The 24556-nt window shown below is 59.9% G+C and carries 21 protein-coding genes and 2 pseudogenes; 13 read left to right on the top strand and 10 right to left on the bottom strand.

Annotated elements, in window-relative coordinates; all coding sequences use genetic code 11:
• Positions 1-424: 424 nt before the first annotated feature.
• The 3 genes and pseudogenes from MESS2_RS24940 to MESS2_RS34195 form a co-directional block, all read left to right on the top strand.
• Positions 425-1306 (top strand): SMODS domain-containing nucleotidyltransferase, encoded by an 882-nt coding sequence (locus MESS2_RS24940; RefSeq protein ID WP_008877325.1) that lies wholly within the window; start codon positions 425-427, stop codon positions 1304-1306.
• A gap of 25 nt (positions 1307-1331) precedes the next feature.
• Positions 1332-1793 (top strand): SLATT domain-containing protein, encoded by a 462-nt coding sequence (locus MESS2_RS24935; protein ID WP_008877324.1) that lies wholly within the window; start codon positions 1332-1334, stop codon positions 1791-1793.
• Positions 1784-1876: pseudogene (locus tag MESS2_RS34195) on the top strand (hypothetical protein); the annotation flags it as partial. The gene MESS2_RS24935 and the pseudogene MESS2_RS34195, both read left to right, overlap by 10 nt.
• A 113-nt stretch (positions 1877-1989) precedes the next feature.
• Here the strand turns inward: MESS2_RS34195 and MESS2_RS30325 are convergent.
• The 3 genes from MESS2_RS30325 to MESS2_RS24915 form a co-directional block, all read right to left on the bottom strand.
• Positions 1990-3033 (bottom strand): hypothetical protein, encoded by a 1044-nt coding sequence (locus tag MESS2_RS30325; protein ID WP_008877322.1) that lies wholly within the window; start codon positions 3031-3033, stop codon positions 1990-1992.
• Positions 3034-3575: 542 nt separating this feature from the next.
• Entirely contained in the window at positions 3576-3863 is a 288-nt protein-coding gene (locus MESS2_RS24920) for a DUF6232 family protein (RefSeq protein WP_280113333.1), read from the bottom strand.
• Between the two features lie 98 nt (positions 3864-3961).
• Positions 3962-4906 carry a thermonuclease family protein gene (locus MESS2_RS24915; protein WP_244440086.1) on the bottom strand — a complete coding sequence of 315 codons (945 nt, stop codon included), beginning with the start codon at positions 4904-4906 and terminating at the stop codon, positions 3962-3964.
• Positions 4907-5042: 136 nt separating this feature from the next.
• On the opposite strand from MESS2_RS24915, the gene MESS2_RS24910 reads away from it, so the two are divergent.
• The 3 genes and pseudogenes from MESS2_RS24910 (at position 5043) to MESS2_RS34335 (ending at position 6452) form a co-directional block, all read left to right on the top strand.
• Entirely contained in the window at positions 5043-5315 is a 273-nt protein-coding gene (locus tag MESS2_RS24910) for a hypothetical protein (protein WP_040593976.1), read from the top strand.
• A 475-nt stretch (positions 5316-5790) separates the two neighbouring features.
• Positions 5791-5976: pseudogene (locus tag MESS2_RS34340) on the top strand (ATP-dependent DNA ligase); the annotation flags it as partial.
• Positions 5977-6020: 44 nt separating this feature from the next.
• Entirely contained in the window at positions 6021-6452 is a 432-nt protein-coding gene (locus tag MESS2_RS34335) for an ATP-dependent DNA ligase (RefSeq protein WP_482805271.1), read from the top strand.
• 846 nt (positions 6453-7298) lie between these two features.
• On the opposite strand, the gene MESS2_RS24890 is transcribed toward MESS2_RS34335, so the two are convergent.
• The 4 genes from MESS2_RS24890 to MESS2_RS24875 form a co-directional block, all read right to left on the bottom strand.
• Entirely contained in the window at positions 7299-8495 is a 1197-nt protein-coding gene (locus tag MESS2_RS24890) for a mandelate racemase/muconate lactonizing enzyme family protein (protein ID WP_008877312.1), read from the bottom strand.
• Between the two features lie 39 nt (positions 8496-8534).
• The gene (locus tag MESS2_RS24885; protein WP_008877311.1) at positions 8535-9893 is read right to left on the bottom strand and encodes a mandelate racemase/muconate lactonizing enzyme family protein; all 1359 of its coding nucleotides are present in this window, start codon (positions 9891-9893) and stop codon (positions 8535-8537) included.
• Between the two features lie 63 nt (positions 9894-9956).
• On the bottom strand, positions 9957-11123 hold the full coding sequence (locus tag MESS2_RS24880) for a mandelate racemase/muconate lactonizing enzyme family protein (protein WP_008877310.1): 1167 nt from the start codon (positions 11121-11123) through the stop codon (positions 9957-9959).
• Between the two features lie 54 nt (positions 11124-11177).
• Positions 11178-11888 carry a GntR family transcriptional regulator gene (locus MESS2_RS24875; protein ID WP_008877309.1) on the bottom strand — a complete coding sequence of 237 codons (711 nt, stop codon included), beginning with the start codon at positions 11886-11888 and terminating at the stop codon, positions 11178-11180.
• A 213-nt stretch (positions 11889-12101) separates the two neighbouring features.
• Here MESS2_RS24875 and MESS2_RS24870 point away from each other — a divergent pair, with 213 nt between their 5' ends.
• The 7 genes from MESS2_RS24870 (at position 12102) to MESS2_RS24840 (ending at position 21323) form a co-directional block, all read left to right on the top strand.
• Positions 12102-13580 carry an ABC transporter substrate-binding protein gene (locus MESS2_RS24870; RefSeq protein ID WP_008877308.1) on the top strand — a complete coding sequence of 493 codons (1479 nt, stop codon included), beginning with the start codon at positions 12102-12104 and terminating at the stop codon, positions 13578-13580.
• Between the two features lie 78 nt (positions 13581-13658).
• On the top strand, positions 13659-14618 hold the full coding sequence (locus tag MESS2_RS24865; protein WP_008877307.1) for a carbohydrate ABC transporter permease: 960 nt from the start codon (positions 13659-13661) through the stop codon (positions 14616-14618).
• Positions 14615-15505, top strand: a complete 891-nt coding sequence (locus tag MESS2_RS24860; RefSeq protein ID WP_008877306.1) for a carbohydrate ABC transporter permease — start codon at positions 14615-14617, stop codon at positions 15503-15505. The genes MESS2_RS24865 and MESS2_RS24860 overlap by 4 nt, the downstream gene beginning before the upstream one ends.
• Positions 15506-15515: 10 nt before the next feature.
• Positions 15516-16613, top strand: a complete 1098-nt coding sequence (locus tag MESS2_RS24855; RefSeq protein WP_008877305.1) for an ABC transporter ATP-binding protein — start codon at positions 15516-15518, stop codon at positions 16611-16613.
• A 33-nt stretch (positions 16614-16646) separates the two neighbouring features.
• A complete protein-coding gene (locus MESS2_RS24850; protein ID WP_040593958.1) occupies positions 16647-17810 on the top strand; it encodes a mandelate racemase/muconate lactonizing enzyme family protein in 1164 nt (387 codons plus the stop codon).
• A gap of 22 nt (positions 17811-17832) precedes the next feature.
• Positions 17833-18576, top strand: coding sequence for a ribonuclease activity regulator RraA (locus MESS2_RS24845; RefSeq protein ID WP_008877303.1), 744 nt, complete (start codon positions 17833-17835; stop codon positions 18574-18576).
• A 485-nt stretch (positions 18577-19061) separates the two neighbouring features.
• Positions 19062-21323, top strand: coding sequence for a 2OG-Fe(II) oxygenase (locus MESS2_RS24840; RefSeq protein WP_008877302.1), 2262 nt, complete (start codon positions 19062-19064; stop codon positions 21321-21323).
• A gap of 894 nt (positions 21324-22217) precedes the next feature.
• Here the strand turns inward: MESS2_RS24840 and MESS2_RS24830 are convergent.
• The 3 genes from MESS2_RS24830 to MESS2_RS24820 all read right to left on the bottom strand — a co-directional run bounded on the left by MESS2_RS24830 (position 22218) and on the right by MESS2_RS24820 (position 24541).
• Positions 22218-22910: an amino acid ABC transporter permease gene (locus tag MESS2_RS24830; protein ID WP_008877300.1), complete on the bottom strand. Its 693-nt coding sequence runs from the start codon at positions 22908-22910 to the stop codon at positions 22218-22220.
• Between the two features lie 20 nt (positions 22911-22930).
• Positions 22931-23647 (bottom strand): amino acid ABC transporter permease, encoded by a 717-nt coding sequence (locus tag MESS2_RS24825; RefSeq protein WP_008877299.1) that lies wholly within the window; start codon positions 23645-23647, stop codon positions 22931-22933.
• A 66-nt stretch (positions 23648-23713) separates the two neighbouring features.
• Positions 23714-24541 (bottom strand): transporter substrate-binding domain-containing protein, encoded by an 828-nt coding sequence (locus MESS2_RS24820; RefSeq protein ID WP_008877298.1) that lies wholly within the window; start codon positions 24539-24541, stop codon positions 23714-23716.
• Between the last annotated feature and the right edge of the window lie 15 nt (positions 24542-24556).

Below are 24556 nucleotides of genomic sequence, written 5' to 3'. Positions count from 1 at the left end.
GCCGACCGGCAGCTCTTAGGAATGGGAGCGAGATAGTGGCCGCTGCGGGAGGGCAGCGGTTACCCTGATCGATGGAATTGGACAACTGGACGCCATAAAATGGCTCTTGTCTTGCAAGATTCAGTTTGCGTCGTGGGGCTCCATAAAGCGTGTAACGACTATCCACTTCCATAGCGAATTAGTGACTTGCCAATTTTACCTCTATCGACTGACAAGGATGCAAACTAGCTTGTCACCCTCATCTTTGTTGTCCCTGCGCGAGCTGATATCCATATGAGGGAGAACATGACATCAGCGCTGCCGCAGCCCGCGAGCATAGGGTCATGTCGGCCGCGTAATATTCCCGTTGACCGCACACCGAAGCTATTGCGCTGAAAGCATAAAATTGCCATCTCCCGACGAAATTACCGCTGGGTGGACGGGGATGGGCGTATCTGACGAGTTCTACAACTTCCGGAATAACTACAATATCGGCACCGACCTGATCAGCTCGATCGGACAACGGTACCGGCGTATCACCACGCGCCTTAATACAGACTTCTGGAACACCGATTCCAGCTCCGCCCACAGTCTCTATGTCGGCTCTTACGGTCGCGACACCGCCGCGCGCGGAATCAGCGACCTGGATATCGGCTTCCAGCTCCCCTATGCGGAATACGTCAAATACAGCGCGTATCAGGGCAACGGTCAGTCCGCGCTTCTTCAGGCCGTGAAAAACTCCCTTCTCAAAACCTACGGCTCCAGCAAGGTCGGCGGCGACGGTCAGGTTGTCGTCATCTCCTTCACGGACGGGATCACGTTCGAAATCCTCCCCTATTTCAACAACACGGACGATTCCTGGACTTTTGCCGATTCTAACGGGGGAGGTACCTGGCGACAGTGCAATCCCCGGGCAGAGATGAATGCCGTCCAGACCCGCAATACGGCCGTTAACGGCAACCTCAAAGCGCTCTGCCGCATGATGAGGGTGTGGAAAGACCATAATAGCGTTCCGATGACCGGAGCCCTGATCGACGCGCTCGCCTACCAGTTCATCGAAACGTGGGGGTATCGGGATAAATCCTACGGCTATCATGACTACATGGCGCGGGATTTCCTGAAGTATCTCTACGACCTCGACCGAGAGAAAACTTACTGGCGTATGCCGGGGAGCGGTTCCTACGTCTACAAGACGGGGGTGTTCTGGTTGAAGGCGCTCACTGACTACAATATCGCCGTCGAGGCCTGCAACATGCAGACCGACGACAAAGCCGCACAGCGCCGCGCGAAATGGAGGAGCGTCTTTGGCACAACCTTCCCAATTTGATCCGCGGTACCTACTCGAGAGCCAAGTGCGCGAGTGTTACGGCCGTTGCGCCTACACCCATAAGATCCACGAGAAGATGGCCGAGCGGCTTGCCGACCATCAATGGTATGCGAAGTGGTTCAACATCATCCTGTCCGCGCTCATCGCCGGCGGCGCGGTGACGACCGTTTTCAGGGCGGAGACGGGGCTTCTGCAATATGCGGAATACGCGACCGTCGTGCTTGCCATTCTCAGCCTGATCTACAACGCCTACCAGAAGGACCTAGACCCCGGTGCCCTCGCGCAGCGACACAGGGAAACCGCGTCCGACATATGGAATGTGCGAGAATCTTACCTCAGCCTGATAACCGACGCGCTCAATACGGCAGTGCCAATTGACGACCTTCGGACGCAGCGCGACGAGCTGCAGACCAACCTTCACGAAATCTATCGGGCGGCACACCCTTCACGGACGGGAAGGCCTACAAGAAGGCACAGGATTCCTTGAAGGACAACGAGGAGCTTATGTTCTCCGACAAGGAAATCGACGACATGCTGCCCACCACGTTAAGGCGGTCGAGCAGGGCTTAGTCAACCGCGCCGGGTTTTCCGGAGACTCCAACTTCCAAATAGGATGGAGCCATGACAAGCAAACGACGAACAAGTTCTCCCCCTCGCCGGAGGAGAGCGGAATTCTCCGGTCGTTAGGCCGCGACGGGACCGTCATACATCGCGGGATCCCACACCTGAATGTTTGCCCCCTCGCCGTTCGGGGTGATCAGGAGTCCTTCCTCGTAGAATAGTTCCCGGGCGACATCGCCGAGTACGTCGAACTCGCTCGGAAACATCCATTCGCCGCGCTCATCCCAGAGTTTGCGGAGCTGAGCGACCAGCTTCTCGATTGCCTCGGTGTAGCCGGCCTCCTCGATCGCTTGTCGGGTCTCCTGGCTGATCTCCGCATCGCCATTGCTGCCGTCGATATGTCCAAACGTATAGGCCGTCATTCGGAGCGGCTCCGACATCGACGCTCCAAGTTCTCCGACGATCCGGTTGAGATCACGATGTTTCCAGAAACCGTCGCGCGCGGCCGCGGCCTTCTGCCGAGCGACGCCGACCACGCCGCGCAACCCTTCTTCGTAATAAGCCAGGTGTCCCGAGCCGAACGGCGCGCTAAAGCGGCAGGCCGCATATTCGTCCCAGCAGGCCTCGTTGATCTGGGTGAATATCTGCTCCTCGTAGGAGCTGACCTGCTTCTGGAAGATAGTGCCGGGAAAGGCTTCATCCTTCTCCGTCGTCACTTGCACGTGCGCGCATTCGTGGGCGATTAGATAGATGGCCTGTTGCATACCCGACTGAGCTTCCGCGTCATCCTCTTCGGGGGTCGCATCGATACTCTCGATGTACGCGCCGCTGAAAACGAGGTGAACCTTGACCTTGCCGTCGCGCAGGACGGCCGGTGACATGGCGACGCCGACAAGCTGATCATCGTTAGACCGGGCGAGCGTTCGTAAGCCTTCGACGCCCCGGTCGAGTTCGGCGAGCGCGGCATCGTAATCATAAGCGACAGTCACGCCATCAAGCCGCTCTAGATTGATCACCGAGCTTATGAGGCGGATGTAGCTCGCGAGCTTGTGGGCGACGCAGTTCGCGTCCTCTGTGCGGGCGAACGCCCGCATCGCGAATAAAACGTCGGCCGGTGCGGTTTGTGGCGGCAACTTGATTTTGGCGTCTTCAGGTTTCGCGGACATGTACCGATCCTACGGGAACGCGCCGTAATCCGACACAGCAGTGGCAAACCATCCACCGGGAAAAGACGAGGCATTATTATACTGCGAGACTGCCACCTGGTGTCCCACTCATTGGGATACACCTCGATCGCTGGTGGCAACGGTTTGGTCTGTTCAGACGACGTAGGAGCGACCGCTAGCGCAGATATATCAGCTTCAGGACCGTTAGTCGAAATGCCCCCCAAGTCCGTCGGTCCCGCCAGCAGGCTAGGTAAATGAACGAACGGCGGCTTTTGGGACAATCTTAAGGCCGGCTCAACGGCCGAAATCAGGCGCGTTCCTGACGTTCAGACACGGCCTTTCACCCAATGGGCTTTGTATCGCCGACCTCGCCAGTTTGGCTCAGCACATCACGGCCAGAGTAGAATGGAACTCGCCATCATAATATGCTCGCAGAGCGCCGTTGAGCACTTTGGTTAGCGACCCCGGTACGCGCCTGCAAAAAATCGAAAAGAATCATCGTGCAAAGCGGAGCAGTCCTCCGTCAAAGCACTCGTTGCATTTCATCGGCGAATGACGAAAGCCCTTTCAATGGCGGCTTTTGTGTCTGCGACAACCTGTGCGTTTTTGCTCTCAAATGCCTGCACATCACCGCTCGAAGTCTTCAAGATAAGTGCCGTGGTGGGCTTTGCCATCTTGTAAAGAACTGCACCAAAACCAGTAAGGAACAAGCCAAACGCTATCGCTCCGTTCAATAGCATCACAAGCCCCAACGCAACCATGATCACCGCAATGGTCGCGCGTGATCCTGGTCCATTTCTCTTTATACTAACGCTGCCAATGTTTGCGATTGGATATGCGTGGACCCGAAATGCGCCACATTCGGCCCAACAGTCACGTCACCATATTGAAAGTAGATTTCCTCTGCCATTTGCGCCCGTCGTTCTGGCTATCTTTTCGATTGTCGCCAACCGGCGGCAACGGCTTCTGCCTCTGAGCAGAACCATCTTTCGCCCTTGGCTTCGGTGATTTTGGTGACGCTGTAATACTTTTGGCCAGGCACGTGATAGATGTGTTCGCCGTCCGCTGAAATGTTGCCTTTGATGTTGCAGCCTGAGTTGCCGTTGCCGATCGCGAAAAGCGGTGCCGGCGTCGCTTGCGGGTCGTCGCTATGCTGCGCTCGCCAGTCCCATGGAAATTGAAACGTCCCTACCCAAAGACCGACCTTCGACGCCTTCGCCTTAGCTTGCTGCCCTGCATAGGCACCATTGCTGTATGTCGGCCAATCGAGCGCTTGGCCATGCTCGACCATCCAGGCGGCGACACTGGAGCCGTCCGCGCGCCCGCAGTCGCCGACATAGCGGTCATAGCGATCCCACGTGACGAAAGTGCATTGGACCGGCTTCGACGCCGACAGGAAGCCATCCAGTGCTTCGGCGGAGCGGCGCCCGCACGGATAGTCGAAACCCCTGGCGTCGTTGCAGTATTGGTGGCTCTCGGGCGCGTCGATACCATTGAAGCGGATGCGCTGCCCATGGATTTCAATCGTGTCGCCATCAATGACCGAAGCCACCCCAGAGATCGGGGCCGGAGCCGGCTTTGTCAAATTCTGTAGATTGATCTCAGGCAGCGAGCCTGTGTGTTGCATGACGAATTGCGTTGCCAAAGCCGAAGCCGCGGCCACGGTCACGAAAACCAGCCGCACAGGCACGCCCGACAACCAGCGCCGACGATGCCGCTTTGGCCCGCTTCGCTTCCGCCACTGGTCAGACCGATTATCGTAGCGAGACCTGTCCAAGCCCATCATCACATCGCGCTGCCAGAGCGGCTTTCGGCCGAACGCAGCGTCACCGAAATAAGAACCGCTGATAGGGCGGCGAAATACAAACGCCAATGCATGAAGGTATCCCCCGACACCAGATGGGATCATGCGCCTTTTGCACTTTGTTGTCGAATCTGCCGACGAACGGGCTTGCGCGCAGTCTTCCACTACGCGATGTTGCCGCCGGGCTGTAAAAGGGGTGGGGACTGTGAAGCGATTTGCTTTAACGATTTCAATGCTAGCTGGACTGGTGGCGTGCGCCACGCCGCCCGACAAGATCGCGGGCGTTCCGAATGCCGGCCCCTGCACGCAGGCGGACAGAGAGCGTTTGGCTATCGTAACAAATCAGCAAAACAAGGCTGTGACCGGGGACGCATTGGGCGTTTTTCTCATAGGCGTGCCGGTTTCCTCGATGTCGGGCGGCGACCACGAAACCGAGATCGCAATTCTCAAAGGGCGATGCGGCGCGCCAAAAACCTAATATCAGTGGCTTCGGCTCTAGGCGAGCCGTTGGCGTTCATCGGGTTAACCGGTGACAGTCTCGATGATGGCTTTGGCAAGGGCTTCGCCCTCGTGAACGGGCTCTGGGCCGTAGAGCAACAAAACGGCTTCCTCGCTAGGTAACACGCCAGCCGGGCAGGTCTGTTCAATAGCCATGCGAACCAGCTTAAGGCCGGCCCAGGCGTTTTGGATCGTCTCTGGCGCTTCCACTGCATCCTCGCTGAGATGGTCGGCCCGACAGCCGCTGCGGAGTAGGCATCCGACCGCCGGGCCTAACCGGCGGGGTGTGGGCGTGTCCGCCGGCTGGGACGAATAATAGCCGTTTCATGCAGAATTGCTAATTTAGTAAATGATCATGATCCGTTCCCCTAGCCACCAGATGGGACGGGCCTAGACTCGATTCCGTACGTAAACCAGTGCGTGCCGGACCCGGCCGGCTTGAGTTCATTCCTCCGATGATGCCCACCTTGGTCGCCAAGCCGCCCCAGGGTGACGGATGGTCTCATGAGGTCAAGTTTGACGGCTACCGCTCCCAGATCATCATCGACGCCGGCGGTGCGCGCATATTCACGCGCCGCGGCCTCGACTGGACGTCCAACTACCGCGATCTGGCGGCGGCGACCAAGACGCTGGACGTCGAGAGTGCCATACTCGACGGTGAAATCATCGTCTTGAATAGGAGGGCATTTCGGATTTTGCCGCCCTGCGGAAAGCGGTCACAAGGCGCCAGCATGACCTATACTTCGTTGCCTTTGATCTGCTGCACCTCAACGGCCACGATCTCCGCGACCTGCCCTTCGATGAGTGCCGCGAAATATTGGCAGGCGTCATCCCACCGGATAGCCGCATACAATTCAGCGAGACGATGCCGGGTGAAGCCAATGCGATCTATCACCTGATCGACAAAGCCGGCTTTGGAGGGCATGGTGTCGAAGCGCCGCGGCAGCAAGTATCGCAGCGGCCCGACCACCAATTGGCTGAAGACCAAATCCTTCACCGAAAGCGAGTTCGAATTGTTCGGTGTCGAACGCGAGCAAGGCAAGCCCGCTTTCGCCCGTATGGCGGTACCCGGCACACGGAAATATGTCGGGAGCGCTTTCGTCAGCGTCAATCGTGAGATGCGGGAACGGCTGTGGAAGCGCGTCCAGGAACATGCCGGCCCAAGGACATGCCAAAGCGGCCAGCGACGCAGTGGGTCAAGCCGGGGTTAAAGGCACGAGTGAAGCATCTCAGGGGCGACGAAGACCTTCGTCACGCTTCGCTGCAGGACTTTTGGGAAGAAAGCTAGCGCGCGACGCGAGTTCAATTTTGCGCGATTTACGCGCTGCCGCTTGTCTCACTTTCTTCGATCGCCGGATTCATTCGTCGGTCAGGCCGCATGGCAATCAGCTATCAGGTGCCGGCCGGGGATGCTGCTTATCCACCTCAATGGCCGGCATGTGATGGAGAAAATTCTAACGCCGGGCGAGCCGACTGTGGAGCCGCAGACATTGTGGACGGCAGCGTTCATGCCGGCCTCGACGTGGCTCTTGGCGATTTGCGGGAATGGCATAAGCTTCGGGCATGGTGCAGAAAATGTTCGCATCATGCGGAGGTGAAGGCGGCCAGTCTCGTCAGGCGCTAAGCTAGACGTTGCTATCGATCGCGGAACCATACGGAAGGATACGGGAAGATTTCTGATTCAGGCCCACGAAAAAGACAATAAAATCAACAGTTTGAACACGCCCTCCGGGCCCACCAAAACATTAACCATTTGATTTCGTTGTATTTTACGGTCCTGTTCATCTCGGTGTTCTGGACTCGAACCCCCTTCTTCCGAAATTCGAAAATTCCATAACACTCGAGTGGTGAGGTTTGTGATCCATAGTACCGGCCTCCGCGCGCTTGCGTGCCTCGGCGGCACAACTCCACCGATCGCCGCGCAGCGCCCTGCGAAACGGAACGCATGACCCGTTCCTGACATTCAGTCGAAGAAGCCGAAATCCTCTTCCCCGAGGTGCTTCTTCGCGCCTGCGGCATCGATGTCGACGCCCAATCCAGGGGCTTCGAGCAAATCGATCATCGAATCCTTCACGATCCGTGTCGGCAGCCCCACAACGATGTCCTCCCACCAAGGGTCGGAGGCGCTGGGATATTCAAAGGCGATATAGTTGGCGGGCAGGGTGGCGCAGACATTGATCAGCGCTCCGAGGCCCAGCAGACCGTTCGCCGTGCCGTGCGGGGCCATCAGGATCGAGTGCATGTAGGCATGCTCGGCCACCCATTTGAGCTCGGCGATGCCGCCGATGTCGGCGGGGTCCGGACCGATGATGCGGACGGCCTGCGTTTCGATCAGTTCCTTGAAGTTATGACGCAGATAGATTTGCTCTCCCGTGTGGATGGGGGTGGACGTGGATATCGTGAGTTCACGGTAGGCCTGCGGATTGACCCACGGCACGTAGTCGCCCGTCAACATGTCCTCCAGCCACATCAAATTGTATTTCTCGACTGCCTGCGCGAAGCGGATGGCGTCCGGTAGGAACCAGCCAGGGCCGCAATCCAGTGCGAGCGAAACCTTGTCGCCGAGCACCTCCTTCATGGCGATGACGCATTCGATCATGTGCGCCATGCCGCGCTCGCTGATCTGGCCCTGGTCCATCGCGCCATGATAGGTCGGCGGCTGGCGCACACCGTAGTGGAAATCGGGTACGGTGGTCTTCATGTTGGAGTGGAAGCTGATGCCCTGCTTGACCATGAAAAAGTTTTCCGGTCGCTCCATCATCCATTTGACGTCAGCCGCGTAGTCCTCGGGCTTGTCGCCGGTCCTTTTTTTGCGGACGGAGCCGTTATAGACCCGCACCTTGTCGCGGACCTTGCCGCCGAGCAGCTTGTAGACCGGAACGCCGGCCGCCTTGCCTGCGATATCCCAGAGAGCGTGCTCGATGGCGCTGACGGCAGCGCCGTAGGGCTTGAACGAGCCCCGCTGGCGGATCTTCAGCATGCAGCGTTCGACGTCGGTCGGGTCCTCGCCAATCAACGCGTCGCGGAAATGCAGCACCCAAGGCTTGAGGTAGGTCTTGGTGAACTCGACTTCGCCCAGGCCATAGAGGCCCTCGTCGGTAACGATGCGGACGATGGGGTGTTTGCCGATGACGGCGCACCGGAGATCGGTGATCTTCATGCTTTGCCTTTCTTAACCGTGCCTCAAAAGGTGAGGCGGTCAGCTCCACGTCCGGTCCCAGGAATATTCGTCGTCCCAGTGATCGGTCGGCTGCCAGATGCCTTTGATCCCTTCCTGCAGGTGCTGGCTGATGACTTCATCAACCAGGTCGTCGATGCCCAGGCCCGGCTTGTCCGGCACTGTGATGAACCCGTCCTTGACCAGCGGTTTGGGCAAGCCCGTGACGATATCGTCCCACCAGTCCACTTCCACGCTGTGATATTCGAGCGCCATGAAGTTTTCCGTGGCTACCGCGACATGCGCGGCGGCCATCGCCGCGACCGGGCTTTCCGCCATGTGAATGGCCATCGCAACGCCATGGTCCTGCGCCGCGTCGCCGATCTTCTTGGTCTCAAGGATGCCGCCGGTGGTAAGCAAGTCCGGGTGGATGACCGAGATGCCTGAGTTGAGCAGCGGCTCGAAGCCTTCCTTGAGGTAGATGTCCTCACCCGTGCAGATCGGCACGGACGTTGCCTGCTGCAACTGCCGATACTGCTCGGTGTACTGCCAGGGGATCACGTCCTCGAGCCAGGCTGGTGCGTATTTCTCGATCCGCCGGGCGAGACGGATGCCGTCCTGCAGCGAGACGTGGCCGACATGGTCGATGGCGAGCGGGATCTCATAGCCGATCACTTCACGGACCTCGTGGATATATTGATCGAGCAGGTCGATGCCCTTTTCGGTGAAGTGGAGGCCGGTGAAGGGATGCGGCACGTTCTGCGCGTCATAGGCGGCATTGCGCGCCCGGCGCTCGTCCGGGGTGCGTGCCCGGCCGCGACCGGCATGCGTGCGGAAACCGTCGAGCACGCCAGCCGGCGCGACCACCGCGCCTGGGATGTGGGAGATCTGCGCCAGCCCGAGGTCCATCTTGAGGAAGGTGAAACCGAGATCCATCCGCGCCTTGAGCCGCTTGCCGGTCTCGGTGCCACTGGGCTTCTCCGCATCGGTGTCGCAATAGACACGCACCTTGTCGCGGAACCGTCCTCCGAGCATCTGGTAGATCGGCACGCCATAGGCCTTGCCGGCGAGGTCCCAGAGGGCGATCTCGATTGCCGAGACACCACCCGCCTGCCGCCCATGACCGCCAAATTGCTTGATGCGGCGGAACAGCCGGTCGATATCGCAGGGATTCTCGCCCAGCAACCGGCTCTTGAGCATCAGCGCATAGGTCGCACTGGCGCCGTCGCGCACTTCGCCCAGGCCGACAATGCCCTGATTGGTGTAGATCTTGATAAGCGCCGAGGCGAACGGCGCGCCGACGATCTCGGCGACGCGCAGGTCGGTGATGCGCAGGTCGGACGGCTTGGAGTTGGTGTTCACCCGATTGAGCGCCTCGTCGGCTCCACCCGTTTTTGGCATGGCTTATCCTCGTTCTGGTCGGCGGACCCGTTACGCCACAGGCCGGGCCGGCATAGAGCGTTGCTAGCCCAGCTCTATCTCGTGGGCCTGCAGGTAGTCGCGGTTCATCTCAACACCGAGACCAGGCTTCGACGTCAGCTTGAGGCTGCCGTTCGAAACGTCGAGTGGTCTGTCGATGAGGTGATCGTATTTGCCCAGGTTCCACTCCGACGTTTCGAGTTTGTAGAAGTTAGGAACGGTCATCATCACCTGCGCTCCCGCAACCACGTTGATCGGACCCGCGGCGTCATGTGGCGAGACCGGGATGTAGTAGGCTTCGCACAGGGCGGAAATCTTCTTCAGTTCGGTAATGCCGCCGGTCCAGGTAACGTCCGGCATGATGTAGTCGGCGAGCCTATTCTCGAGAACCGGGACGAAATCCCACTTCGTGTGGCCGCGCTCGCCCCACGAAATGGCGGCACTGACCTTCTCACGCACCTGCCTGAGGGCGTTGAGGCTCTCGGGCGGACAGGGCTCTTCGAACCAGTCGATCTGGCCGGCTTCCTCGAGGCTCCGACAGAGGCGAATGGCTGTGGGAACGTCGAAGCGGCCATGCGCATCGATAAGAATGTCGACATCGGGGCCTGCCGTTTCGCGGATCAGAGCCGTCAGTTCGGCAGCCTCGCGCTCGTCCTTGCGCGTCATGCTGCCATCGAGGTAGCCGTCGCGCTGTTCGCGGGACAGGCCGTCGGCGCTGCGGCCCTGGTGGGGGAAAGGGTCGAACTTGAGCGCAGTGTGTCCGGACTCGACTATGTCTTGGATTTCGCGGACCACAGCCTCCTTGCTGGTAAATTTGGCCTGGTTGGGATGGGTGTAAAGCATAATTTCATCGCGTACTGGTCCGCCGAGCAGTTCGTAAATCGGCTTGCCCAGGAATTTGCCCCGGATGTCCCAGAGAGCGATATCGATGGCGCTCACGCATTCGACTGCGGCGCCGCGGCTGCCCATGTAGGTGAAGCTGCGGAAAATCTTGTGCCAGAGATGCTCGATACGAGCTGGATCCTCACCTGTCACGGCGACGCCGATCTGCCGCAGGATCGTGCAGAGGGCGCGGTTGGCGAGCCTTGTCGTGGTGGTGATTTCTCCCCAGCCACTCACCCCCTCGTCGGTTGTCACTTCGACGAACAGGTACTCTCCCCAATAGGAAGCATCGGACTTGATCAGCCACGGCCGAATGCTCGTGATTTTCATCTCAACTACCTTTTTCTGAAATGGTCGGACTAGCGATGTTCTGGACTGGACATTCTATCCGGCCCGGGCGGCGTTGCGCGCACGCATCTGTTCGAGAACATGCCGGCCGGAACCCTCGACATGGCGGGAGATGAGTTCGGCTGCCTCGTCGGCATTTCCCGCCTTTACGAGCGCGATGAGTTCGCGGTGCTCGCGCATGATAGCGGCCCGCCGCGCGAGCGTGAAACTGAAACGCCGGCTCACGGCTCGCAACACCTCGCGATGCTTCCACCAAAGCTCGGCGGCATGGCGGTTATAGTGGCGCTGGTACATCACGGTGTGGAAGGCAGTATCCAGTTCACTGTGCCTGAATGTGTCGGCGAAGTTGTTCTCTTCGATCAGGCCCTGGAGACGTTCCAGTTCGGCGATGTCCTCGCCGGTAGCCATATTCACAAACCATCGCGTCAGGGCTGGCTCGATCAGAACACCGATTTCGTAGATATCCCGGACAAAATCCTGATCTATGGGTCGGACGCGCGCTCCGCGGTTGGCGACAAAGGTGACAAAGCCCTCCCCGCGCAACAGTTGGAGCGCCTCGCGCACCGGGTTGGTCGAGGTGCCGTGACGCCGGGCGAGATCGGTGACCACAAGCCGTTCGTTGGCGGCGAGCCGTCCCTCAATGATGTCTTCCCTGATCCGTTCATAAAGCGAGGCGCCCTCGTTGGAGGCCCCGATGGGATCAATCCCCACAGGTGGCATGGCTTTGAAAGCACTTATTTCGGCCAAGGCCGGTTCCCTTTCTAATACACATCTTGCCCGATATCACACACGGATTTCACAAACAATGTACGATCTAGTGCGTTGACAGGCAATTCACGATCTGAAAACGTACTAAATGATCGAAGGGGTACATAGACTAGAAGGCGCATCCCGCGGTCGAACTAACAAGGATCGCTTTGCCTCGGCGCAGAGCGGCATGGGAGAACCAGGAGGATACCTATGACGAGGATTAAACTCGGCAGTGCGGTCCTGCGCGGCACTGTCGTCCCTGTTTTGATGGCATCGCTGATGTCCACATCGGCGCTGGGTGCGGCACCGGTCGACCTGAGCAAGTGGTCGCCGGAATACGTGCGCTCCATCGCGGGCACACAGGATTTCGACACGGCGGCCGATTGCGCCAAGGTCACCCCGCTCGACTACAAGGGGCGACTGACTTTCTGGTATCAGGGCGTGTTCGAGGGCGACCCCGACCTCCTGCGCCAGTACTACAAGGATTTCTTTGAGACCTTCCGCAAGACCTATCCGAACATCCAACTCGAGGACCAGGCCCTCACCTATAATGACCTCCTCGACAAGTTCCGCACGGCGCTGTTGGGCAATGCCGCGCCGATGGCGGTCCGGCTGCAAATCCTCGGTGGTACCGAGTTCGCCTCAAAGGGCTATCTGCAGCCGCTCAAGCCCGAGGATGTGGGGTATTCGACCGAGGATTTCTGGCCCGGCGCCATGAAGGCAGTCACCTGGGACGGAGTGACCTACGGTATTCCGACCAACAACGAGACGATGGCGTTCATCTGGAACGCCGACATCTTCAAGCGCGCGGGGCTCGATCCGGACAAGGCCCCGGCAACCTGGGACGACGTCATCAAGTATTCCAAACAGATCCACGACAAGCTCGGCATTGCCGGCTACGGCCTCGTGGCTCGCAAGAATGCCGGCAATACGCCGTACCGCTTCATGCCGCAGTTGTGGGCCTATGGCGGCGGCGTCTTCGACGAAGCGACGGCGAACCCGACCTATGAGCAGGTCGAGCTCGATAGCCCGCAGAGCAAGGCTGCGCTGCAAGCCTCGTACGACATGTATGTTCGCGACAAGTCGGTTCCGGTTTCGGCGCTCACCAACCAGCAGGCCGATAACCAGCCCCTGTTCGTCGCCGGCCAGCTCGGCATGATGATCTCGCACCCGTCCGACTACAACGTCATGCTCGACCTGCAGGCGAAGGCTACGGGCGCCGACAAGGACAAGGCGCAGACCGTCATCGACAACATGCGCTACGGCCTCATTCCGACTGGCCCCGACGGCAAGCGCGCAGTCGTGTTCGGCGGCTCGAACATCCACATCCTGAAGCCCGAATATGTCGAGGGCGGCAAGGTGGACGAGCCGGCTGCAAAGGCTATCATCTGCATGTGGACGAGCCCTGAATGGTCGCTGAAGATGGCGTACGCCGGCTCGAACCCGGGCAACCTTAACGGCTTCAAGACCAAATGGATGAAGGAACGTCTGGACAACATCAAGTTCCTCGATGTCACGACCTCAATGCTGCCATACGGCATCCCGTTCCCCGCGCTGCCGCAGTCCCCCGAGATCATGAACATCATTGTCCCGGACATGCTGCAGAATGCCCTGACCGGAGCGATGACCGTCGACCAGGCAGCGGACGACGCGGCCCAGAAGGTGAAAGACCTGATGGGCGGACTCTAGTCCAAGCCTGACCTGCGATCTTGACCGGCTGCGCCGTTAGCGCGGCCGGTTCGTTCCGAAGAATAAGGGCACGCCACAGTGACGATCGTGACCGGCAAGGCCGAGGCTCGCCGAAGATTGCAACCCGGTTGGTCCGGCGCGCTGCGAAAGATCTGGGAGCATCGCGCCGACTACGCGTATGTGCTGCCTGCGATCGTCGTGATGCTCATCGTCATCGCCTATCCGATCTACTACACGGTCGAGCTGTCGTTCTTCAAGACGCCGCCTGGCCTGCAGCTCCGCGACAAGAGCTTCATCGGCTTTGACAACTACACGGCCATCCTCACCAGTCAGGTGTTCTGGAAAGTCACCTGGAACACTCTGATCTGGACCCTGGGGTCCACTCTCATCTCCTTTGTCCTGGGGTTTGCCACAGCGCTGGCGCTCCACTGCGACTTTATCGGCCGTGGTGTCTTGCGTGCTATCCTGATCATTCCCTGGGTCATCAGCGCGGTCGCCGCCTCCTATATCTGGAAGTGGATCTACCATTCGGACTTCGGGATCATCGGCGCGGTGCTGGTCGGCCTCGGATTGACCGACCGGCCGCCGAATTTCATCGACAACGTCAGCACGGTGCTGCCCTCCCTGATCGTCGTCAACATCTGGCGCGAATTTCCGTTCGCCATGATCATGATGATGGCCGGCCTGCAGACAGTCCCCGAGCAGCTGCTGCGCGCAGCAGAAGTCGACGGGGCCAATGCATGGCAGCGCTTCTGGCACGTCACGTTCCCGCACTTGCGCAACGTCTCGACGGTGACCATCCTGCTGCTCGCGGTGGCCAACTTCAATTCCTTCATCATCCCGTGGATCATGACCGGCGGCGGGCCGTCGAACGCATCGCATATCTGGATCACGCACATTTATGAACTCGCCTTCGGCCGGCAGCGCTGGGGCGTCGCATCGGCCTATTCGGTGCTCCTGTTCCTCATCCTGATGACGCTTGGCTACTTCTACGTCCGCGCACTAAGCGGCAACGAGCGGAAAGAGGGGAGCGCATGAGCGCGATTGCCGAGACAGCCTCTCGAGGCCGGACCCGTCGCCGCAGGCGCGTCGACGGCTGGCAATGGGCCGGACGCTGCTTCCTCCTGTTCATGCTGCTTTACACCGCGTTGCCGATGATCTGGATGCTGATCACCTCGATCAAGTCCGGGTTCGCGGCGACGCAATTCCCACCGCAATGGTGGCCGGACGAGCCTACTCTCGCCAGCTATCAGAAGCTGCTCGATCCGCAGAACAGCGTCGGCCAGGACTTCCTCCGCTTCTTCTGGAACAGCCTTTTCGTGTCGACCGTCACGACGATCCTTTCGGTGATCGTGGCTGTCCCTGCGGCTTACGCGTTTTCGCGCTTCAGTTTCCCCGGCCGGAACTTCCTGTTCTTCGCCGTGCTGCTGCGCAACATGTTCCCGGCGGTGATCTTTCTCGTGCCGCTCTTCATCCTGATGCGCGCGATCGGCCTGGTAAACACGCATGGTTCGCTGGTTCTCACCTATCTCACCTTCGGGCTGCCGCTGGCGATCTGGCTGCTCAAGGGCTTCTACGACAACATCCCGGTGCAGCTCGAGCAGGCGGCGCGCATCGATGGAGCAACGCGGTTCCAGGCCTTCATTCTGATCGTGATGCCGCTTTCGACGCCGGGGATCATCGCCACCGCGATCTATTCCTTCATCGGCGCGTGGAACGAGTACATCTACGCCTACACCTTCCTCTCCAAGAACGACCAGTTGACCCTGCCGGTCGGCATCCAGCGCTTCTTCTCGGAAAACACGACGGACTTTCCGGGTCTGATGGCGGCCAGCTTTATGATGAGCGTGCCCGTCGTGGTGCTGTTCCTCGTCCTGCAACGATACTTCGTACGCGCCCTGACAGAAGGCGCGGTCAAGCACTAGGGAGTTGCCGATGGCCCACGTGGTCCTCAAAGATCTCGTCAAGACCTATGGCAGCTTCAAAGCGGTTAACGACGTTTCGCTGACGGTCAATGACGGCGAGTTCGTAGCACTCGTCGGCCCTTCAGGCTGCGGCAAGACAACCACGCTCAATCTCGTCGCGGGACTGATCCCGATCACATCGGGCGATATCGTCATCGGAGACCGGGTGGTCAACGGCCTCGACCCCAAGGACCGGGACATCGCAATGGTGTTCCAGAACTACGCGCTCTACCCGCAGAAATCGGTCTACAAGAACCTGGCGTTCCCGCTGCAGATGCGCAAACTGCCCAGGGACGAGATCGACAGGAAGGTCAAGGAAGCGGCGCGAGTGCTCGACATGACGCATCTGCTCGAGCGCAAGCCGCGCGAACTTTCGGGCGGGCAGCAGCAGCGTGTGGCCCTCGGCCGTGCGCTTGTCCGCGACCCCGCTGTATTCCTCATGGACGAGCCGCTCTCTAACCTCGACGCCAAACTGCGCGTGCAGATGCGGTCGGAGATCAAGCGCTTCCATCAGGACCTCAAGGCGACGATCATCTATGTGACGCACGATCAGCTCGAAGCCGTGACCATGGCCGACAAGATGGCGGTGATGAATGGTGGCTACCTGCAGCAATACGATTCCCCTGCGCAGGTTTTTGCCCATCCGGTGAACATGTTCGTCGCCAGCTTCATCGGCAGTCCGGCGATGAGCCTTATCCCGCTGGAGGCATCGACGGCAAACGGCAACACTGTGTTGACCGGCGCGGAGGGCTGGAGCCTTGAGCTCTCGCCGCGCAACGCCCAGAAGGCCGCGAGGGCAACGACCAAGAAAGTCGTGCTCGGCGCTCGTCACTCGACGATCAAGCTCCACAAGAGTGCGGTGCCAGGCAGCGTCCCGGCCAAGGCCTACACGGTGGAGCCGACCGGAGACGTCACCTTCGTGCAGGCGTTACTGTCCGGCGTCATCGTCAACATCAGCGTGCCCCCCAACATCGCCGTCGCACCTGACGAGCAGATCTGGCTCGAGTTCGACCAGGAGCGGATACATGTGTTCGACGGCGAAACTGAAATGGCCCTCAAGGCCGACTAACACAGGGCGGATGCGCATGGAATGTGGGCGTGGATGACTACGAAGCTTAAGATAACTGCGATCAAGCCCTATCCTGTGTGGGTGGGAACGCGCAACCAGATGCTCGTCAAGGTCGAGACCGACCAGGGCATCTTCGGCTGGGGCGAGAGCGGCTTGAGCGGTCGCGAGAGGGCCGTGGCCGGCGCGGTCGAACATTATCGCGAGTTTCTCATCGGCCGTAACCCCATGCAGATCGGACGGATCTGGCAGGAGGTTTATCGCAGCCAGTACTTCGAAGGCGGGCGAGTTCTTCAGGCGGCGATTTCCGCCATCGACATCGCTCTTCACGACATCAAGGGCAAGGCGTTGGGGGTGCCGGTCTACGAATTGCTGGGCGGCAAGCAGCGCGACCGCATCCCCACCTTTGCCTCGACCGGTGACGAGGCCGAGGGCGATGCCGCCATCGAACGAGCCCGCGAACTACGCGCACAGGGATGGCAGGCGGTCCGCTTCTTCCCCGTCGGGCAAAACAGCAGGGACATTTTCGAGCCCCGCGAGTCGATCGGCGTTACCGCGCGTATGCTGAACAGAGCGCGCGAGGCGCTGGGCGCCGACGCCGTCCTCGGCATCGACTATCATCACCGACTGTCGGTGGCAGAGGCGGCGAGCTTCTGTAACAAGCTCGGCCCCGGCGTGCTTGATTTCCTCGAGGAGCCGATACGCGACGAGACACCGGAGGCCTATGAATCCCTGCGTACGATGACCGACATCCCCTTTGCCATCGGCGAGGAATTTGCCAGCAAGTGGCAGTTCCTGCCCTACATCGAGCGCGGCATCCATCAGTTCAACCGGCTCGATGTTTGCAATGTCGGCGGGCTCACCGAGGCGATGAAAGTCGCTGGCTGGAGCGAGGCGCACTATGTGGATCTGATGCCGCACAATCCCCTTGGTCCAGTGTGCACGGCCGCGACCGTGCATCTCGCCTGCGCGGTACCCAACTTCGCGTGGCTTGAGACCAGGGAGCCCGAAACAAAGCTGGGCTTCGACAATTCCGACTTCTTCCCCGTGCAACCACGGCTCGACGGTCCCGATTATCCGGTCGGCGATCTGCCGGGGCTCGGCGTCGAGGTCAACGAAGCTGCGATCCAGGCGGAGAGCTTGCGTTTCTGGGAGGCGCCTCACCTGAAGCGCCGTGACGGTTCTGTCACGAACTGGTAGTTCCCTTCAACGGAGTCCGACAATGACGCATACCCCCGACATCACGCGGCCGCCCAAAGACCTGATCGAAGCGCTAAGGGAGATCGGCGCCGCCACGGTTGCCGGCACACTTGGCCACATGGGCTTCCGCAATCCGCATATGGTCGGTCCGGTGGCGCAGAACCATGGGAAGTCGATCGTCGGGCCGGCGCTGACGCTGCAGTTCTTGCCGCAGCGGCCGGACGTGTTCAGCGAGGGAGAATATGCCGATCCGGAAACGCAACTGCACCGGCACGTGCTCTATCACGCGCAGGAAGGCGATGTGGTCGTGGTTGACGCGCGCGGCGACATGAGCTCGGGCGTCTTCGGTGATATGATGTCTACGTATTTCAAGGGTAGAGGCGGCGCGGGCATCGTCATCGACGGGTGCATGCGCGACCGGCCCAATGTTGAAAAGCTCGACCTGCCCCTATGGCTGCGCGGCTGGACGCCAAATTATCATGTGCAGACCAGCATCTATCCGAACGCCGTCAACGTTCCGATTGCCTGCGGTGGTGTCACGGTGATTCCCGGCGACATCATCGTCGCCGACGACGACGGGGTGGTGGTGCTTCCCGTCGCAATGGCCGCGAAGGTGATCGAAGAATCACAGAAGCACCACGATTGGGAGGAGTTTTCGCGAGAGAAGCTAATGCAGGGTGCTCCGCTGCAGCGCTACTATCCGCTGCACGACGATGCCCGAGGCGAATACGAGGAGTGGCGCAAAACCAATCGCTTGGCGGATTGACGTTACAATCACCAGCACGGGCGCCAGTATTCAACAACGCATCGATAGGGGGCGAATGCCGCCCGTTGGCGTCCGCGTCTTGGGCAACAGCAATGTTCGGAATTGGCGCCTAGTCCTAGCAGGCCTTGGTGTGGCCAATTTCAAGCGTACGTGTTGGCGGAACGATACGAGACAATACGGGAAACCCTCTGATTTCGGCCCGCGAAAGAGACAATGAAATCAAATGCCTTTTGGATATCCTCCGGGCCCACCATTGGCTGATTTATCGATTTTGGTATATTTTCTGGCTTGATTTGGCACCACAATTTGAACTCGTACCCCCTGGATCGACCCGGAGCTGCTGATCCGTATCCTTGTCGTCGGCTCATGCTTCGGCGACAAGTATGCGGTGTCTTGCTGTACAAAATTCTTGAGAGGCCGACGCGCCGGGTTTAGGGTCAGGTTTTCCAAAATATTGCTTCCATCTCCAGCCGCCCGGAGTGCTCATGTCGTCGATTGCCGCCGCCCTGCTTGATTGCCTGCGCTCGGTCGAGCGCCCCGGTGACTTCTGCGTCGGCGGTCTGCGGGAAATCTTCTTGCCGGCGATCGATGTGGAGGGCGTGGGCAGAATCGCCTTCCCGCTTCCGGCGGCTCAGGCTGAGCAGCTGGTCGCCATGGCCGAGGCGGCACCGCATGGACGCGGCGAGGAGACGGTGCTCGATCGCGATGTGCGCAGAACCTGGCAGATCGACTCGGGCAGGACCCGGATCAGCGGGCGCCATTGGGAGACGACGCTGGCCGAGCTCGTCAAGGACGCAGCCAGCGGCCTCGGCGTGGAAGAGCCGGTCGCGACGGACTTCTACAAGCTTCTCGTCTATGACGCCGGCAGTTTCTTCCTCAATCACCGGGACACCGAAAAGACCCCCGGCATGTTCGCGACCCTGGTGATCGTGTTGCCTTCGGCCCATCGCGGCGGCGAACTGGCCGTGCGCCACCTGGGTCGAGAAGTTACGTTCGATTTGCATCCCGAAGATCCATCGGAAATCGGATACGCCGCCTTCTATGCCGACTGCGTTCATGAAGTGCGCCCGGTCATCACCGGACATCGCCTGATCCTCGTCTATAATTTGCGCTTCCTCGGCAAAAGGACCCCGTTGAAGGCGCCTGATCACCGTGCGGTCGAGGCGCAGGTCGCGGAGCTGCTGCGGCGCTGGACGGACGCCGAGGACGAGCCCGACAAGCTGATCGTGCCCCTGGAGCATGCCTACACCCCGGCGGAGCTGTCGTTCGATGTCCTCAAGGGCGCCGATGCGGGCGTGGCGTCGGTATTGATCAAGGCGGCGGCCGAGGCGGATTGCGATCTCCATCTTGCCCTGGTGTCGATCGAGGAGAGCGGCAGCGCCGAGCACACCGGCCGCTATGGCCGCAGGCGCTGGCATCGAGGCGACGAGGGCGACGAAGAATTCGAAGTTGCGGAGGTTTTCGACCGTTCGCTGATCCTGTCCGCGTGGCGGCGTCCGGATGGCGGCGAGGTCGGGTTTCAGGATTTTCCATTCGATGAGGAGGAGCTCTGTCCGCCCGACGCGTTCGAGGATCTGACGCCCGACGAACAGCATTTCTACGAGGCGACCGGTAACGAGGGCGCCTCTTTCGACCGTACCTATCGCCGCGCCGGTCTTGTGCTGTGGCCGCGCGCGCGGCGGCTCGCGGTGCTGAATCAGGCGGGCCTCGGGGCAACGCTGCCGTATCTCGAAGAGCTGGCAAGACGCTGGGAGACTGGCGACACCGCTGTCAAGTCGCAGTTGTGGCGGGAGGCCGATGAGCTTTCGGGATACGTGCTGCGCTCCTGGTCGCGTGAGACATGGCGCAGGGAGGGCGATACCGATGCCGGTCGGATGCTCGACTTGCAGGTCCGGCTGAGGAATGCGGCGCGGATCGACGAGTTTCTTGCGGAGCTATCGGCGAACGGCCATTACGCGGCGTCCGACAACGAGGCGATCGTGCGCGCCGCCACGGTCCTTCCGCGACTGCGGGTCACGGACCTGCTGGTCGCGATCGTCAGGCGCAACGCCGCGGCCCATCTCGGTGCCTGCGGCGACTTGCTGCTGCATTGCCTTGCGGCCCCGACCGACTCCGTCTGCGACGTCGCGCGGGTTGGCGCGGCCTTGATCGACGTCTTGCCAGGCGACCCGGCCAGACGCGTGAAGCTCGACCCCTGGGCGCGACCTGCGTCCGTGCAACCAGGCTTCGTCGTCGATCTCCTGACGGCGACGAGCAACATCGATGCCGGGCTAGGCGCACGCGCGATCGAGCACTTGCTGGCCTGGCCCAGGACCTATGCGCTGGACGCTGTGCTGGTACCGGCGGCATTGGCCTTCACCAAGCGGGCAGAGAGCGTGGCGTGGCCGGCCGTCGGCCGGCTGCGTGAGGCCGCTCTCGACCATTTGCGCAGACGCGTCGCCCTGCCGCTGGAGGCTCCGCGAGACTGGGCTCGCATCAACCCGCTCAAATGCGCGTGCGACGATTGCCGCGCGCTGGGCGCATTCCTGGTCGACGCCCATCAAGAGCAGTGGCGCATGAAGGCCGTCCAGAATAGGCGGACGCACGTCGAGGAGAGCGTCCGAAATGCCGCATGCGACCTTGACCTCTCAACTGAAAGGCGCGGCAGCCCGCACACGTTGGTCGCCGTCAAGAACCAGGCCAGTTACCAGCGGCGCGTGAAACAGCGCCAGCATGATCTGAAACATGTATCGGCACTGGGCGGATGACGGCTCATCCACGCCTATAACAGCCAGCCTGGCCATAGGGCGATGAACCGGAGGAATCGGACTCCACTTGCCAGTCGAGTCGTCAAGGCTGCGGAGGCAGCACTTGCCGCAAGGGGCTATGTGAGTTCCATAGACGTGCTCGTCGGGATCGGGTGGCTTGACGCCGGAGCGGTGGAACGCTGGCGGCGAGGTCAGGTCGATTGCCTCGGTCGTGTCGTGCAGACCAACCCGCCGCGGATATCGGAAGCCATGAAGCTGTTCCGCTCCTGGGCGACCGAACGAGGATTGTCAGCAAGCCTGACGCAGAATGTCACGCGCACGCCGCGACGCCGGACACTGCGCTTCAGTCGGAGCGGAGACCCTACGATCGAGGGGTTGTACCGGACCCACTGGGTAGCGGATGAGACTTCCGCGGGAAAGCGCGAACGGCTGGCGGAGAAATTGAGCCGCGCCCCGGAGTTGGTGGTGGTCCAGCCCTTGAACAGAGAGTGGACCGGCCACCGGTGCGGCGGCTCCGGCGATCTGCTGCTGATGGAAGATGGCGGACCAGCATGCTTGCGCTGCGTTGGCCTCGATGACCTCGAATACCTGGCGGCGGGCAATGCTCCGCTCACGCGGCGAGCCTGCTTACCTCCGAGACGGTGGTCGCGTTCAAGTTGGCGATCTCTGTCAAGCTTCTGGCAGACCCATCGGTGAGTTGATGGAGATACAACTGAGAGCGATGAACAACTTGGAACAACGCAGCGTCCGGCTCGGCGCTGTTTACAAATTTTACAGGCACGCTGGAACGTCGATTTATCAGGCGTCCAATCCACCTGCTGCCGCCCGCCACAACCTCGCTCCGGATCTGAAACGCCCGAAACTTCTCCATCGGGTTAAGTTGAGGTTGTTTCCTCAGGTCCGTACCCTAAGCGCTTGCTCCAGCCGGTCGGCGATCTGTGTGACGATATAGGCAATCACCATGTAGATCACGACCGCAATTACGAAGGCTTCGAGGTAGTAGAAGTTCAGCGCGGCGGTCAGTTGGGACTGCGCGAAGATATCGACAACCTCGATGGCGAATCCGAGAGAAAGCGCCTTCATGATAACCATCATGGATGTTGTCAGGTCGGGAATTGCTGTGAGGGCCACCTGAGGAAACAGCACCCGTCGGAACAGCTGGCCGCTTGTATAGCCTAGCGAATAGGCCGCGTCCGACTGACCAATGTCAAAGGCGTTGAGAGCGCCTTTGATGATCTCCGCCTGGAACGCGGCGACACAGCCGGTCACTGCAAGAACAAGGATAACCCAGTTGGGCGTTTCGTGGGCGTTGAAGTTGATTCCGGCCGATGAAAGCAGGAACTGGAGTGCCGGGGGGAGACCGAAATAGGCGAGGAAAATCACGATCACCATCGGAACGCCCTTGAAGACGACCTTATAGGCGAAGACAAGCTCTCGCAGCACCGGGATCCGCCTATATTCGACGAGCGCAAAAAGGCTGCCGACTATCGTCGACAGGACGAAGGTCGTGAACGCCATGGCAAGCGTTACGGGTACGGCGCCCAGAATTTCCCGCGAGTCCTGGAGCAAGATATCGGTATCAAACATGGTCGAATACCCTGGTTGAGTCAGGCGCTTGCGATGAGCGCGTTCTTGATCTGAGCTTTTGTCGTTGCCTCTGGTGCTTGCATCGGGGAGCGAAGCTCGAAAAAGCGCACGATGAGCCAGGCGATCAGGCACATCAAAGCATAGATGACAGCCAGAACGAGGTAGGTTTCGAACTGGTACTGATTATAGTCGCGCTGCATGATCAAATGCGCAGTCGCCATGACGTCCGCCGCCCCGATATACATGACCAACGCAACGTTATGGATCAGGTAGATGATGGAGTTTCCATAGCCCGGCAATGCGAAGTGCACTGCTTGCGGGCCGACGACGCGAGCGATTTTCTGGCGGAAGGTATATCCCAGGCTGTCGGCCGCATCATGCTGGCCGCGATCAACGGCCAGGTATGCAGGTCGCATGACTTCCGAGAGATACCCGCCGTGGTAAAAGCTCAGTGCCACCATCGCAGCGATCGTCGGCGAGAAAAAATCTTCGGAGCCAAACAGGACCACCAACAAGGGAAGCCCGTAGAACGCAACGAACAGCTGGAGGACGACAGGAACACTGCGGGCATAGGACACGTAGAGGTCCGCCAGATGGCTGATCACCGGCACCCTGCGAACCCGGAGAGTTGTCGCAAGGAGAGCCAGGCAGAACCCCGCAATGATGGCCGTAAACGTGATGGCGAGCGTCAGCGGCAACGCCGAGAGCAACTCGGGTATCATAGCAGAAACATCCACTTTGAAACACTCCTTCTTGCAATTCAGCCTTGCCGCTGACTACCCCAATACGGCTGAGGACGGCCCTTACTTCATGTACTTCACGATGTCCTCGCCGAACCACTTCTGCGAGAGCTTGTCGATCGTGCCGTCGTCCTTTAGTTCTTTGAGTACCCTGTTAACGTCGTCGGCCAGAACCTTATTTTCCTCCGATCGGTGAATCAGCATGTACGTATTGTTGCTATAAACAGGATCGGACGCCACGATATCGAGTTTCTTGTTGTCAATGACGGTCTGCTCACCCAGATTGGACGGCAGGACCAGCGCATCGAACTTACCGTTCTGAACTTCGTCAAGGCGATTCGGGTACGGAATACCGGCACTCGAAGCCGTGACTTCAAGCTTGTATTGTGGATTTTCTTTTTGCCAATTCATAATGAACTTGTATGTTCCGCCGCCGGCCGTGGTCGGAACAATCCTCTTGCCGACCAGATCTTTCATTTCCTTGATCCCGCTGCCTTTTTTGCTATAGATTTTCATCAGACTGGCGCCCATTGGGTTTTCCGGAATGATGAATTGCTTGGCGCGCTCGGGCGATTTGTAATAGCCACCGCACGCCATATCGTACTTGCCGGTGGCAAGGCCGGTTTCCTGCGCGATATCCGAGACACCTTCCATTTCGAACTTGTACTGCGGCAGCTTTGCATTGATCGCCTTGAGGAGATCGGGTTCATAGCCTTGTGGTTCGACGCCGATCGCACCCCAAGCCAGCGGCTTGGATTCTGCCGATGTCGCGATCTTGATCGTCCGGGCCGTCTCACCGTAACTGATCCCCGCGGTTGCAAGGGCGATTGCGATGCCGCCAGCCACGGCCAGGGCATAACGACGGGAAGAACTGAATTTGATTGCAGACATTTCTTAGGTTCCCTT

Origin of the sequence: Mesorhizobium metallidurans STM 2683, assembly GCF_000350085.1 — a bacterium.
Lineage (GTDB): Bacteria > Pseudomonadota > Alphaproteobacteria > Rhizobiales > Rhizobiaceae > Mesorhizobium > Mesorhizobium metallidurans.
This window is presented reverse-complemented; position numbering and strand designations above follow the sequence as displayed.